This is a genomic window from Mesosutterella multiformis, from assembly GCF_003402575.1.
Lineage (GTDB): Bacteria > Pseudomonadota > Gammaproteobacteria > Burkholderiales > Burkholderiaceae_F > Mesosutterella > Mesosutterella multiformis.
The window spans coordinates 1,718,486-1,732,101 of record NZ_BGZJ01000001.1; the positions used below are offsets into that span (position 1 = coordinate 1,718,486).

At 59.4% G+C, this 13,616-nt stretch carries 9 protein-coding genes; 3 read left to right on the forward strand and 6 right to left on the reverse strand.

Going from position 1 to position 13,616, the window contains the following annotated elements; translation table 11 throughout:
- Positions 1–22 precede the first annotated feature (22 nt).
- A complete protein-coding gene (gene pgeF, locus M4NBBH2_RS07860) occupies positions 23–826 on the reverse strand; it encodes a peptidoglycan editing factor PgeF (RefSeq protein ID WP_116270411.1) in 804 nt (267 codons plus the stop codon).
- Between the two features lie 103 nt (positions 827–929).
- A complete protein-coding gene (locus tag M4NBBH2_RS07865; RefSeq protein ID WP_235005632.1) occupies positions 930–1,982 on the reverse strand; it encodes an RluA family pseudouridine synthase in 1,053 nt (350 codons plus the stop codon).
- A 27-nt stretch (positions 1,983–2,009) separates the two neighbouring features.
- Between M4NBBH2_RS07865 and M4NBBH2_RS07870 the strand changes: the two genes are divergently transcribed.
- Positions 2,010–2,861 (forward strand): outer membrane protein assembly factor BamD, encoded by an 852-nt coding sequence (locus tag M4NBBH2_RS07870; RefSeq protein ID WP_116270412.1) that lies wholly within the window; start codon positions 2,010–2,012, stop codon positions 2,859–2,861.
- A gap of 344 nt (positions 2,862–3,205) precedes the next feature.
- Here M4NBBH2_RS07870 and M4NBBH2_RS07875 read toward each other — a convergent pair whose 3' ends face one another.
- A complete protein-coding gene (locus M4NBBH2_RS07875) occupies positions 3,206–4,450 on the reverse strand; it encodes a dicarboxylate/amino acid:cation symporter (protein ID WP_116270413.1) in 1,245 nt (414 codons plus the stop codon).
- 634 nt (positions 4,451–5,084) lie between these two features.
- Between M4NBBH2_RS07875 and M4NBBH2_RS07880 the strand changes: the two genes are divergently transcribed.
- On the forward strand, positions 5,085–8,027 hold the full coding sequence (locus M4NBBH2_RS07880; protein WP_116270414.1) for a M16 family metallopeptidase: 2,943 nt from the start codon (positions 5,085–5,087) through the stop codon (positions 8,025–8,027).
- A 92-nt stretch (positions 8,028–8,119) separates the two neighbouring features.
- On the opposite strand, the gene M4NBBH2_RS07885 is transcribed toward M4NBBH2_RS07880, so the two are convergent.
- Together M4NBBH2_RS07885 and yoaA are read right to left on the reverse strand one after the other, a co-directional pair.
- Entirely contained in the window at positions 8,120–8,554 is a 435-nt protein-coding gene (locus M4NBBH2_RS07885; protein ID WP_116270415.1) for a DUF3310 domain-containing protein, read from the reverse strand.
- Between the two features lie 104 nt (positions 8,555–8,658).
- Entirely contained in the window at positions 8,659–10,830 is a 2,172-nt protein-coding gene (gene yoaA, locus M4NBBH2_RS07890; protein WP_160117863.1) for a DNA repair helicase YoaA, read from the reverse strand.
- A 347-nt stretch (positions 10,831–11,177) separates the two neighbouring features.
- On the opposite strand from yoaA, the gene M4NBBH2_RS07895 reads away from it, so the two are divergent.
- Positions 11,178–12,395, forward strand: a complete 1,218-nt coding sequence (locus tag M4NBBH2_RS07895; protein ID WP_116270417.1) for a pyridoxal phosphate-dependent aminotransferase — start codon at positions 11,178–11,180, stop codon at positions 12,393–12,395.
- Positions 12,396–12,494: 99 nt separating this feature from the next.
- On the opposite strand, the gene M4NBBH2_RS07900 is transcribed toward M4NBBH2_RS07895, so the two are convergent.
- On the reverse strand, positions 12,495–13,535 hold the full coding sequence (locus M4NBBH2_RS07900) for a hypothetical protein (protein ID WP_116270418.1): 1,041 nt from the start codon (positions 13,533–13,535) through the stop codon (positions 12,495–12,497).
- Positions 13,536–13,616 lie beyond the last annotated feature (81 nt).

The following is a 13,616-nucleotide window of genomic DNA, read 5'->3' on the forward strand; positions in this document are numbered from 1 at the left end:
GTGGGGAGGCGATTATAAGGGATCAGAGCGCTTTCGGTTCAATCCGGACAAGCGCCGCGTGGCGCCCCGTCTCACCGTGATCGCGGCGGTAACTGAAGAAGTGAACCGGATCCGCGTAGGTCGAGAACCCGCAGTCCGCGATATCCTCACGCTTCACGCCTTCCGACACAAGAGCGTCTGACGCGAGCCCCGCGAGGTCGCAGAGCCACTTCCCGGCTTCCGCTTTCGGTTTAAAGCGGGACGCGGCGTCAGGGAGCCGCGCTTTCATCGCGTCGAGGACATCAGTCCCCACCTCAAAGTCATCCGCGCCAATCCGGGGCGCAAGCCAGGCGAGGATCCGGGTATCCGGATCCGACAGTTTTTCCCTCACCAGCTTCACACCGTCCTGCAGGATCCCGGCCGCGAGTCCCCGCCATCCGGCGTGGAGCGCGACCGCGATTCTTCCTTCCGGATCCGTGAGAATCACGGGGAGGCAGTCCGCGGTCTGAATCGCGAGAACCACACCCGGGGTCATCGTCCAGCTGCCATCCGCCTCCGCTTCAGGCGCTGCTTCATCCGCGTGCACGATTGCCGTTCCATGCACCTGATGCAGCCACTTCGGGTCAGACCCCGCATAGGCTGAGAGAAAACCGCGGTTCGTCCGGACGCAGACCTTCGCGTCTCCGCAGTAGAGACCGACATTCATGCCGCAGATACCGTCCTCATTCCCGAAGGGTCCTGAAGACACCCCGCCCTCGCGAAGCGTGAAACAGGCGTGAACAGAAGCCGGTGCCTGCCACTGAGGAGTCAGAACAGCAAGCTCCGGTTTTTCAAGATTGGAAGCCATGAGATTAGTCGCTGCAGAAAAGAGTTAAGGATTGGGGGCTATTGTAGTCAGCGCGCCGCGCCCGGCCGAGGCTCTGAGACCCCAGGCCGGGAGAAATCGGGTTTTATTCCCAGTCAGGCGCTGCGCCAAGCGGCGCCTCTTCATCAAACACCGTGACCGGCTGATCAAGCGGACCGAAGTCAAGCGCCTGCATCACTTCCGCGAGATCCGCGGGAGGCGCAGCGAACCACTCCATCCGCTTTCCCGTCACCGGGTGCGTGAGCCCGAGGCGGCTCGCGTGAAGGCACTGACGCTTGATCGAGAAAACCGTGCCGTCATCAATCGGCTGAAGGCCGCCGCGGTACACGGGGTCTCCGAGAAGCGGGAGCCCGAGACTCTCGCAGTGGACGCGGATCTGATGCGTGCGGCCGGTTTCGAGACGGCAGGCGACCCAGCTGATCACGCGCTTCCCTGCGTTCCCGAGCGCCACACGGGCGATATGGGTGCGGGCGGAGCGCATCGAGCCCGGAACGTCGACGGCAAACCGCATCGGGTGCCGGGGGTCACGGCCGATCGGACGGTCGACCAGCGTCCGCTCCGGGGCTTCGCCCCGAAGCAGCGCCCAGTACTCACGCTTCACCGTGCGTTCCTGAAGCTGACGGACAAGGGAGGTTTCCGCTTCAAGCGTCTTCGCGACCACCATGAGACCGGTCGTGTCGCGGTCCAGACGATGAACAATGCCGGCGCGGGGCAGCACCCGAAGCTCCGGGTAACGGAAAAGAAGACCATTCAGCAGCGTATCGTCCCAGTGACCCGCCGCCGGATGTACAACAAGGCCGGAAGGCTTATTCACAACGATGATCGCGTCATCCTCATACGCCACGTCAAACGGGACATCCGCGGGCGTGAAGGCGAGCTCCTCGGGAGACGGCTGCGCAGTGACCGCGACCACATCTCCCTCATAGACCGGATCCCGCACCTTATCGACCGGCTTTCCATTTACCGTGACCGCGCCCTGCTTGATCCACGTCTGAAGACGGGAGCGCGAAACTTTGGGCATCAGGGCGGCGAGTGCCTTATCGAGCCGCTCCCCGGAGTTTTCCGCTGAGACAAGGTACTCGGTAAAGTTTTCTTCCTGTTCCGTTTCGCCCTTGGTCTCAAGGCTATAATTGACCACACTTTTCAATTTCTGGTTTCCTAGTAAATGAAGAAAGCATTGCGCCGCACCGCCCTCGGCATTTCGATGGCTGCCGTCATCACGCTCACCGCCTCCTGCTCCTGGCTCTCGACTGTGAACGATGATAAAACGATCAACTGGTCCGCTGACAAGCTTTACACCGAGGCCCGTGACTCGCTGGATAACAGCAACTGGTCGCAGGCCGAAGAGTACTATACCAAGCTTGAATCCCGGTATCCGTTCGGACGCTATGCCCAGCAGGCTCAGATCGAAATGGCGTACGCCTACTGGAAGGACGGTGATCCCGCCCAGGCCATTCAGGCATGCGACCGGTTCCTGCGTTCGTATCCGAATCACCCCGCGAGCGACTATGTGCTCTATATGAAGGCGCTTGCCACGCTGAATGAGGATGATGGGTTCTTTGCCCGCCTCACGCGTCAGGACATCTCGGACCGCGACGCGCAGGCCGCGCGTGACGCCTGGGATACGTTCCGCGAACTCGTGCAGAAGTACCCGGATTCCCGTTACGCTCCTGAGGCCCGCCGCCGTCTGAATGAACTCATTCTGGCGCAGGCGAATCACGAAGTGAAGGTGGCGAGATTCTACTTTATCCGCCACGCTTATGTGGCCGCGGTTGCCCGCGCCCAGCGTGTGATTACGGATTACTCCCGTACGCCGTACCGTGATGAAGCCCTTCAGATCATGGCGGACAGCTACGGCTACCTCGGCATGAAGGATAACGAGAAGGACGTCCGCCGCGTGATCGCTCTGAATAAGGAGCACCCCGAAACGCAGGTGAAGATGCCGAAGATTGAGAAGCCGACGATCGAGGCCCCGAAGAACGTGCCTTCGACCCAGGTGCGTCAGCAGGCGAAGTAAACCGTTGCTGAAGTTCAAAGCGCATCATTCAAGCCCCCGCTTCCTCAACGGAACGCGGGGGCTTTTCCTGACCGCGGGAGGAAGAATCCGCGAGGCGGATTAAGCTCGGGCAAGTGAGAACTGTTTTTTCCCGCAGCGGAATGAAGCCCCCCTCACCGCCTCCTTCATTCCCAATTCCGTCTGTTCCCGGAACGCGAAAGCCGGTACCCCGGCTGCCGCGCTCTTTCTCCTTTCCTCTATATCTTTCCCACAGCCAAAAGAAAACCTCCGGAAGAAGGAATCTTCTTTCCGGAGGTCGGGATCCCGATCTCCCGAGAGCGCATCCCGGGAGAGTCTGAGGAGCGTTACAGCATTTCGTCTTCGCTCAGAGGATCGGTACCGAGTTCACCTTCGAGGCGGGAGACAACCAGAGCCGAAGCCGCGTCACCCACGACGTTAATGGACGTACGGATCATATCGAGAATACGGTCAATACCGGCGATCAGAGCCACAGCCTCAAGCGGAATACCGACCTGCGTGAAGACAAGGGTCGTCATAATGAGGCCGGCACCCGGGACGCCAGCCGTGCCGATAGCAGCCATCACGCCCATCAGAACGATCGTGACCATGTCGGTCGGGGACAGGTTCATGCCGAAGATTTCAGCAGCGAACACAGCGCAGACGCCCATGTAAATGGCCGTACCGTTCATGTTGATCGTGTTGCCGAGCGGAATGGAGAACGTCGCGATAGCCTTCGAAGCGCCGAGCTGACGGGAAGCGCGGAGGTTCAGAGCAAGAGCAGCGGCGGACGAGCAGGTCGTGAAAGCGACGAGCCACGGCTCAAAGATGCCCTTCAGGAAGGTCTTGATCGGCATACGGATCACGAACTTCACGAGGAAGCCGTAAACGATGATGCAGAAGAGAGCCGTCGCGATGAAGGAGGCGAGGATCAGCTTGCCGAGCGGCAGAAGAACCGCGAGGCCGTGCTTCGAAACGGTGTAAGAAATGAGGCCGAAGACGCCGATCGGAGCGTAGTACATGACAACGTTCGTGAGGCGGATCATCACGTCGCCCGTGAGCTCAAAGATCTTGAGCAGGGGCTTGCCGCGTTCACCGAGGCCGGCAAGGCAGCAGCCAAAGAAGATGGCGAACACAATGATCTGGAGCATGCTGCCCTTCGCCATGGCTTCAACCGGGTTGATCGGGACGAAGTTGAGGAACGTCTCAACAATGCTCGGGGCCTTCACAACCTTCGCGACAGCACCGGAGGTGGAAAGGTCAAGGCCGAGGCCCGGGTTGATGATCTCAGCAATACCGAGACCGAAGGCCACAGCGATAGCGGTCGTGATCAAGTAGCAGAGAAGAATCTTCACAGCTACGCGGCCGAGCTTGGAAATATCGGTGATGCCGGCAGCGCCAGCGACGAGGGTCGCGAAGACGAGCGGAACAACCACCATTCGGATCAGTCGAATAAACAGGTCGCCAAGCGGCTTGAACCAAGTGGTGCCTACGTCAGCCGAAACAAACGCGCCCACGATGACACCGACCACGAGGCCGATACACATCTGGACCGGCAGACTTAGCAGCAAGCTCTTTTTCTTTTCTGCCATACATCCTCCCACATACCGGCGGATTTCCCGCCGCCGTTAGTTTGCGCCCTGCTCCGTTCTCCGCCGGAAAACTTACCTCCGAAGGGAAAAGAACCAACATACAAACGGATAGGGCTTAGTTATCAGATTCTCCGTCAATATTACACTTTGAAAGAAATCTGCAAAATAATGTTTCTGTTTCCTTAGCGTCTAGGTACTATCCGGTACGCCTTTTATATTCAATAAGTTATGAAGCGGATTATTCCCTTTTTCCTACGGCGTTTACCGTAGTCCGGAGCAAGGCCCTTAACCGGACATATAAAATAAGGTTTTGATTATTATTAATTAAATAGACTGATTAAGCATAAATCCTTATTCGCGTCACCTCAGATTTGACTCATATCAAGACAAAAACAGTTGAAAAACAAGGAATCCCCTGTTTCTGGGTGTCTCTGAAGAGCATTTTCCGCGGATGCCCGAACGGCGGGACCTGAGGCACGGTCACAGGCCGGTCATTTTTGTTCACGATTGTCACGCTCCGTAAAACGGTTTCCCGGCAGTTTTTGTCCTACACTCAAGTGAAAAATTGCGTTTCCTCTGAAGCGGAGCCGCGCAGACGGCTCCTTCGGGAACTCTTCCAATAAGGGAATTACGGATGAAATACCGTCTGATCTTCCTCGCCGTGGCTTCCGCGTCGCTCGCCCTTTCGGGCGCCGCCGCATATGCCGCACTCCCCGCAGCCAGCGCTGCGGTTTCCGCTCCCGCGTCACACAGCGCGGCAGCTGAATTCTCCTGGTACAAGGCAGCTTTCCCCTGGGATCACTCCGACCTGAAGCCGGATCCCGCGATGACGTACGGCGTTCTCCCGAACGGCGTCCGCTATGTGATCCTGCCGCATCAGACGCCGAAAGGCCGTGTGTCGCTCTACCTCGACGTTCAGGCGGGATCGTACTTTGAGACCCCGGAGCAGCTGGGCTACGCACACTATATTGAACACATGGCGTTTAACGGCACGAAGCACTTCGCGCCCGGCTCCCTAATTCCTTTCTTCCAGAAGAACGGCATGAGTTTCGGGGGGGACACAAACGCGTCAACGGACCCCGTGGAAACGATCTATACACTGGATCTCTCCTCCGGGTCATCGGATCAGCTGCAGAAAGGGCTCTCGATCCTTCGCGACTACGCCGACGGCCAGCTCTTCATTCCGAACGAAGTGAAGGAAGAGATGGGGATCATCCTCTCTGAAAAGCGGGCCCGGGACTCTGAATCCCAGCAGGCCGAGGACGCGTTCCGGAACTGGTTCTACCGGGGTAGCAAATTCACGGACGCGACGATCGGAAAAACGGAAACCATCAAGGCCGCGAATTCCGATAATCTCCGGCCGTTCTACGACACCTGGTACCGCTCGGACCGCATGGTCGTGATCGCGGTGGGTGACGTGAATCCGGAGAAAACGAAGGCTGAGATTGAGGCAGCTTTCGGTTCCATGAAGAAAGCCACCGCGTCGGACCCTGGCGCCGTGATCCCGTCGCTCGGGAATCCGACCGCGGCCGGCGTCCGCGCCTGGGTGAGCACCCGGAAGGAATCCACCACCCGGATCATGGTCTACGTCATGCATCCGCGCCGCCACGAGGCGCCGTCCCGCGCGGCCTCCGAACAGGATGTGGCGGACGGAATCGCCTCCTCGATCTTCGAGCGGCGTCTGCAGCAGCGTGAAGAGAAGTCTCCCGGCATCTGGCGCGGCGCGGGATTCAGTTCCGATATCCGGAGCAGCCTGACCCCGGAAGCCGTCATGGTCGCTGTGACGTCTAACGACGGCTGGAAAAAGGCTCTGACGGGGCTTGAGGAAGAATCCGCCTCCGCGATCAGGTACGGCTTCACGAAGGAAGAGCTTGATCTCGCGCTGAAGCGCTACGAGGAGAAGCTCCGGGCCGCCGTGCAGAACTATAACGGCTATCAGAGCTCCGATATCGCGGGAGCGATCGCCTGGACCATCAATTCGGATCAGGTGGTGACGAGCCCCGAGCAGGATCTTGAATTTTTCAATTCCATTAAGAAAGACATGACGCTCGAACGCGTCAACGCCGCTTTCCGCGACGCGTTTAAGCCCGAAAACCGCACGATTCAGCTCTCTGGCGGCGCGAAAGCGACAACCGCTGAAGTGGTCAAAGTCTGGCAGGAGGCTGCCTCTCGGCCCGCGAAGCCGCTCGCCGAGCAGTCAACCGTGAAGTTCCCCTACCTCACCCTTCCCGCCATGCCGACGGGGACTTCTGCCGCCGCGTGGCAGCCGATTCTCTCCGGCAAGGCGTTCCAGACCCGGGTCGCGGCAAAGGACCTGAATCTTCAGATTGAGGAGGCGACGCTTCCGAACGGGATCCGCCTCTACCTGCAGCCGCTCACGATGGAAAAGGGCACCGTGCAGGCAAGCCTCATCTTCGGCTCCGGCACCCAGACCTACGAGGATATCGACGCCTGGAAACCGAAACTCGCGCAGTCCGTTCTTCAGCAGCATGGCGTCGGGAAGCTCACTCAGACGCAGACCGCGGATACCCTCGGAACGAAGGGGATCGCGGTCGCGGAAAGCTATTCGCCAGACCACTTCTCGATCAGCGGCACCGCCCAGAAGGGCGACGTGAAGACGCTGCTTGAGGCACTCTGGACCCAGTATCAGCAGCCGACCGTGGACGCCGCGGATCTCACGCGGGTGAAGGAATCGCTCGCGCAGAACCGCCATCTGCTCTACGAAACCACCGCGGGCGCCGCGAGCTGGAAGCCACTCGCCTGGTTCACAGGAGATCTTGAACGGGTGCGGCCGCTCTCCCCCACGAATCTCGACCGCTACACGCTCCCTGCTGTGCGTGAAGTGATCGCCGCGTCCCGCACGGTTTCCCCGATCGCGATCGTGATTTCGGGTGACTTTGATAAGAAGGCCGCGGTGGACGCTGTGGCGCAGCTCTTCAACGCCGAGAAGACCGGCACGGAATCCGGCGTCAAGCGTGAGTCGCCGCTCAGCTTCCCCTCGGGCCGGGAAAACCGCGTGGTGATCGCGGATACCGCTCCGAAAGCGTTCCTGAATGAGGCGTGGCGCCTCCCGAACACCGACGGTGCTGACCGGAAGACCGTGATGACGTATCGCATGGCGGCCTCTGTCCTCTCCGATAAGCTCCGTGAGGTGATCCGCGAGAAGCTCGGCGCGGCCTACAGCCCCTGGAGCTTCTACTATCAATCACCGCGGAACGACGGTTTCGGCTTCATCTGGGCCTCGGTTCAGACGTCCCCTGACCAGCTCGCGCTCGTCCGGAAGACGCTTGGCCAGGTGATGGGAGACCTCGCCTCCAAAGGCATTACGGAGGATGAGCTTGAGAAACTGAAGAAACCGATGATCACCGCGCTTCAGACGCAGCGGAAACTGAACGTCCGGTGGGAAGCGCTTCTCAGGCTTGAAGTGACGGAGAAGCAGCCCTGGATCAAGTGGAATGAAGAGGATATTCCGGCGCTGCAGGCCGTGACCGCGGATGATGTGACTTCGGCTCTCAGGCTCGCCTTCAAGAGCCAGCCCGCGATTCATATCATCACGACGGAAGATAAGGCGGAATAAGCCGCAGCGCTTCCTTCCAATAAAAACAATGCCCCGGCGGGTTTCAGAACCGCCGGGGCATTTTGCTGGATTCGAAAGCGTTCAGCCGCTGATCAGGCTTCAGACGCCTTGATCAGCGTTTCGAGCGCGGTCTTCGCGGCTTCAAGCTCAGGCGCCCGGAATTCAGGCGCGAGCTGCACCGCGGCGACGAGATTCCGGACAAAACGGCCGGCTTCTTCGCCGAAAAGCTGATCCTTCTGATTCGCGAGATCCGTGAGGAAATCGGCGAGCACGGGCTCGAGCCCCTCACTCTTCAGGAACCCGGATTCCGGGTGATCGGAAAAGTAATTGAGGTACCAGTGAGCCTTCTGGAGATCCTCCGTCGGACGGCCTTTGAAGCGGCAGCGGAGCACGTACTTCAGGGCGTTTCCCGTCGTGAAGTCGAAGTGCGAGGTGAGCTCGATCACTTCGCGGCGGTAATGCGCGGCGTAGTGGGAAGGATGGTTCACGGCCTCTTTGGACGCACCGGCGACTTCTGAAATCGGCATGTTTTGGGTTCCTTTCGTTTTTATTCTGTGAAAGCTGACCGCCTATCGTAACGCAGAGCGCCGGATCCGGGCGGCGCAGCTCGGTGTGAATGGAGGGAGGAAGATCAGTTCCCTTCCCCCTTCGTCTTTTTCTTACGGCCTGCAGGTTTCTTAGGCGCCTCCGCCCGCTCAGGGAGATAAGCAAGCGCCCGCATCGGGTCCTGCGTCCGGCAGAAGTCCGGAAGACTCTCCACCACAGTTCTCCCGTAGGAGTTCCACTTCGTGATAATCCGGGAGTCACAGAGAATAAAGACCCCGTGATCCGTTTCACTTCTGATCAGACGGCCCGCACCCTGACGGAGCAGCGTCACCGCTTCCGGCACCTGATACTCAAAAAACGGTTTTCCGCCCTGATCCCGGATCCACTTGCAGCGGGCCGCGACCACCGGATCATCCGGGGGCGAGAACGGAATACGGTCAATCACGACGACCGAGAGCGTCTCGCCCTTGATATCGATACCTTCCCAGAAACTCATCGAGCCGACGAGAACCGAGGCCGGATCCTTTCGGAATTCCTCGATAAGGCCGCGCCTTGTGCCGTCTCCCTGACGGAGAACGCGAAGCGGCATCCCGTCTTCATTCGCGAGCTGCTTCACCATGTCCGCAATGATGTCCACGGCGCGGAGACTCGTGCAGAGGAAGAAAGTGCGGCCGCCCGCCTTTTTGACAAAGGGCCAGGCGCTCCGTGCGACAGACTCCGGGAACGCCGGAGAATTCGGTTCCGGGAGTCCCTTCGGGAGATAAAGCGACGCGAGGCTGAAGTAATCGAAGGGTGAGGGCCAGCTCGCGGTTTTCGCGTCCGGAAGCCCGATTTCCGTGAGGAAATGACTGAAGTCTCCAGCGACTGAAAGGGTCGCGGACGTAAACACCCAGGCTTCGCCCTTCTCGCGCCTCAGCCGGTTCAGATCCTCCGCGAACGAGAGCGGCGTGTTATAGAACCGCGTCCCGGTCCTTCCCTGCTGCACCCAGCGGACTCTTGGAGATTCGCCATCCGACACCGCATCCGCTTCCGCTTCGAGCCCCGGGAGCCTGAGCGGCTTCCGGTCTATCCCTTCAGGGACCACATCCGCTGCCGCCGCGTCCTCCTCCTGCCCCGCCGCGAACATCAGCCAGTCATTCACCTGTTCGATAAAGTTTTCGCAGCGCGGGAGAAGAAGATCGATATCCGCGTTCCGGCCCTTATTCGCCTTGAGGACCTCACTCAGATCGGAGAGCGCCCGCCCGAGCTGCTCAAGATCCGGAATCAGAAGCCCGAGGTCCGGAATATCATCAACCGACTTCCGGTCTCCCTCCAGGAAGTCGAGCTTTGTCGACACGGAAAGCGCCACTTCTTTCGCGGACCTGTCGACCTCGCTCGTCACGGCGTCCCAGTTCGCGCCGTCCTTCGCGTTTGTTTTCCCGAGCTGCAGCGTGTCGCGCGCAAGTTCCAGCACCGCGTTCGTTGAAAAGAGATCGCCGAAGAAGTCTGTCGCGATCCCAGGAAGCTGATGCGCCTCATCAATCACGGTGAGCGGCATCGAGGGGAGGATTTCGTCTGCACCCTCATCCGCGATCGCGAGTGAGCTGAGGAACAGGTGATGATTCACGACGAGAATATCGGCTTCCTTCGCCTCGCGCCGTGCTTTCGTGAGGAAGCAGTCATCGTAGAGCGGGCACTTGGTGCCAAGGCAATTCTCTTTGGTCGACGTGACAAGCGGCCAGATCATTGCGTTTTCCGGGATGTGGCCGAGTTCCGAGCGATCCCCTGTCTGGCTCGTGCGGCTGAAAATCTGAATATCTCGGAGGTAGCCGACATCTTCCTTGGACGGCACCCAGTCCACTTCTTCCAGCCGCTTCTTGCAGATGTAGTTCGAGCGCCCCTTAAGGAGCACCGTGTTCGCGTGAAGGTCCAGCGCTTCGAGAATGAGCGGCAGGTCCTTTGAGTACAGCTGATCCTGAAGCGGTTTCCCGGCGGTCGACACGAGAACCCGGATACCGGAAAAAAGCGCCGGAACGAGGTACGCGAACGTTTTGCCGGTGCCGGTGCCGGCTTCAGCGACAAGCGTCCCCTTCTCTTCGATTGTCCGCGCGACAGCCTCCGCGAACTCCCGCTGGCTCTCGCGCGGCACAAAGGACGGGAGCTTCTGCGTGAGAAGACCATGCGGGCTGAAGGCCTCGCGCACGTGCTGCACGAGCCGCGAAGGCTTCCCAGCCTCCCCCGCCGGCCCCGGCGCTAATTTCTCTTCACCCGCTTTCATGTTTCCTGACCTGTTCCTATTTTGAGGAAGCTCTGAGCGCCTGGACTTCCGTCCGCTCTGATCTCCTGAATCCGTGAGCGGGTTTATCCCCGCACGCCGGCCGCTTCCGCGGCAGTATTCTCGCATTCTAATAGTTCAGGTACCGCTCTTTGACACATGCGTTCGTCAAATGGCGGATATCGGGAAAAAGCTGTACCCTAACTGAGTATATTTATGTATCCGGAAATCAAAAACAGGCGGGATCGATGAACCGCGGTTCTGAAGGCCGCGCGCCCCGCATTTCCGGATAACTGACCCTACGACGGACGCGCTGCGCCCGCGGTTTTTGAGAGAGAAGAGAAAGGACTATGAAGACTTACGAAAAGTCCCATAAGCTCGACCACGTCTGTTATGACATCCGCGGTCCGATTATGGATGAAGCGAACCGGATGATCCGGGCGGGCGAAGATGTGATGAAACTGAACATCGGAAACCCCGCCCATTTCGGATTCAAGACCCCGGAACCGCTTCTCAAGGCAATGGCGGAAAATCTCCCGAACACCGAGGGCTACACCGATTCCCATGGCCTCATGAGCGCCCGCCGCGCGATCGTCGACTACTGCAAGGAAAAGGGCATCCCGAATGTCGGCGTGGATGATGTCTTCACCGGAAACGGCGTGAGCGAACTGATCACGCTTTCCATGCAGGGGCTTCTTGATAACGGAGACGAGGTGCTCGTCCCCGCGCCTGACTATCCGCTCTGGACCGCCTCCGTGACGCTCGCCGGCGGCACCGCCGTGCACTATATCTGTGACGAAAAGAGCGGCTGGCTCCCTGACCTCGACGATATGCGTAAAAAGGTGACGCCCCGCACGAAGGCGATTGTCGTGATCAATCCGAATAACCCCACGGGCGTTGTTTATCCGCGTGAAATCCTCGAAGGGATCGTGAAGATCGCACGAGAATTTGATCTCATTCTCTACGCGGATGAAATCTATGACCGCCTCGTGATGGACGGGATCGAGCACGTGGCGCTCGCCTCCCTCGCCCCCGATCTCCTCACCGTGAGCTTCAACGGCCTCTCGAAGTCCCACCTGATGGCAGGTTACCGCGTGGGCTGGATGTGCCTCGCGGGCGACAAGCGCCGCTATAAAGGCTATATCGAGGGTATCAATCTCCTTTCCGCCATGCGACTCTGCTCGAACGCCCCCGGTCAGTCTCTGATCGCTCCGGCACTCGCTCAGCGCGAGAGCACGAAAGAGATGCTCGTTCCCGGCGGCCGCGTTTACGAACAGCGTGAATGCATTTACCGGATGCTGAATGACATTCCGGGCATCTCCGCCGTGCGCCCCCAGGCCGCGTTCTACATCTTCCCGAAGATCGACGTGAAGCGCTTCAATATCCATGATGATGAGCTTTTCGCGCTTGACCTCCTGAAGCAGGAAAAGATCCTGATCACGCATGGCCGCGGCTTCCACTGGATCAACCCGGACCACTTCCGCATCGTCTACCTCCCGCAGGTTGACGTGCTGACAGCGGCCTGCGAAAAGATGAAGCACTTCTTTGAGCACTACCAGCAGGCCTGATCAGGCATAGCGTCAGAGCTTATGAAAAAAGCTTCCGGTTCATCACCGGAAGCTTTTTTTGTCTCCCCCGAAAGAAAATCCTCCGGGACTCGGACGCTTTTACTGGAACGGGTTAATGGATTCGCTCCGCTCTTTCCGCTCAGCCTCATACTTCTTCTGAAGCTCGATACGGTTCTGGCGGTCCTGCTCATTCCGGGCCGCGCGTTCAGCGCGTTTCTGAGCGAGGTCAGCCCCCTTCTGCTCAGCCTTCGCCTTGCGGTCAGCGGCGTCCGCCGCGCGCTTATTGTAGGCCGCGACATTTTCGGGTTCCTTCGCAGCCTTCGCGGCGTCAGAGGCGCGGCGCTCAGCGACGCGCTCCACTGTCTTATCGTGCTGCTCAACACGCTTCGCGGCAGCCGCGGCGTCTTCAACCGCCTTGGCCTGGCGCTCCACAATGTTCGCCTGGCGCCGGGCATAGGTTTCTTCGTTCTGAAGTTCCTTTGCCTGCTTCTCGAGCGCGTCACTCTGAGCCTTCGCGACCCGTTCCTCAGCCCGGATCCGGGCTTCCATACGGGATTCGGCACCCATCATGCGCTTCGTCGGAGCGTTGTCATCGAGGACCGCACCGATTTCACCCGCGCTCGCTTCTTTTCCTTCCTCAATCTTTGCCTGGAGCTGACGCTCTTTTTCCTTCTGAGCGTTTTCGGCCCGGAGCCAATCCTTCGCCTCAAGCTCCACACGGCGGAATTCCTTTTCACGGTCATAGGAATTCACGCGGTTCTTTTCCCAGCAGGCGCTCACGAAAAACCGGTCAATACAGGCATCGTGTTCAATCGCTTCCTGCTTCTTCAGCGCCGCGCGGTTGCGGTCAACGTCCGCGAGCGCGGCTTCCGCCTCGTCATGCGTCTTGATGGAGCCGGCGGGCCAGCGCTGGAGAATGCTCGAGTCTGTTAGTCTCTCAGCCCCGGTCTTCGGAGCGGGCGTGAGACGCGCGGGATCCACATCAGCGCCTGGCGCGGCATTCGCCTTCGGTGCCCGGATCGTGGAGCCAGAGGTCATCACGGAACCGGATTTCCCAGCAATGCCGGTGCCGGCCGCGAAGACAGAACCTGAAATCAGCGTAAGCGTGAAAAGACAAACTGCAGACCGGGCGAAATGCATGGAAATAAAACCTCTGTACTGGGGACAAGCCGGAGTCATGACCGGGATTCTCAAGTTTACCGCAGGACGCCTGAAAAATCG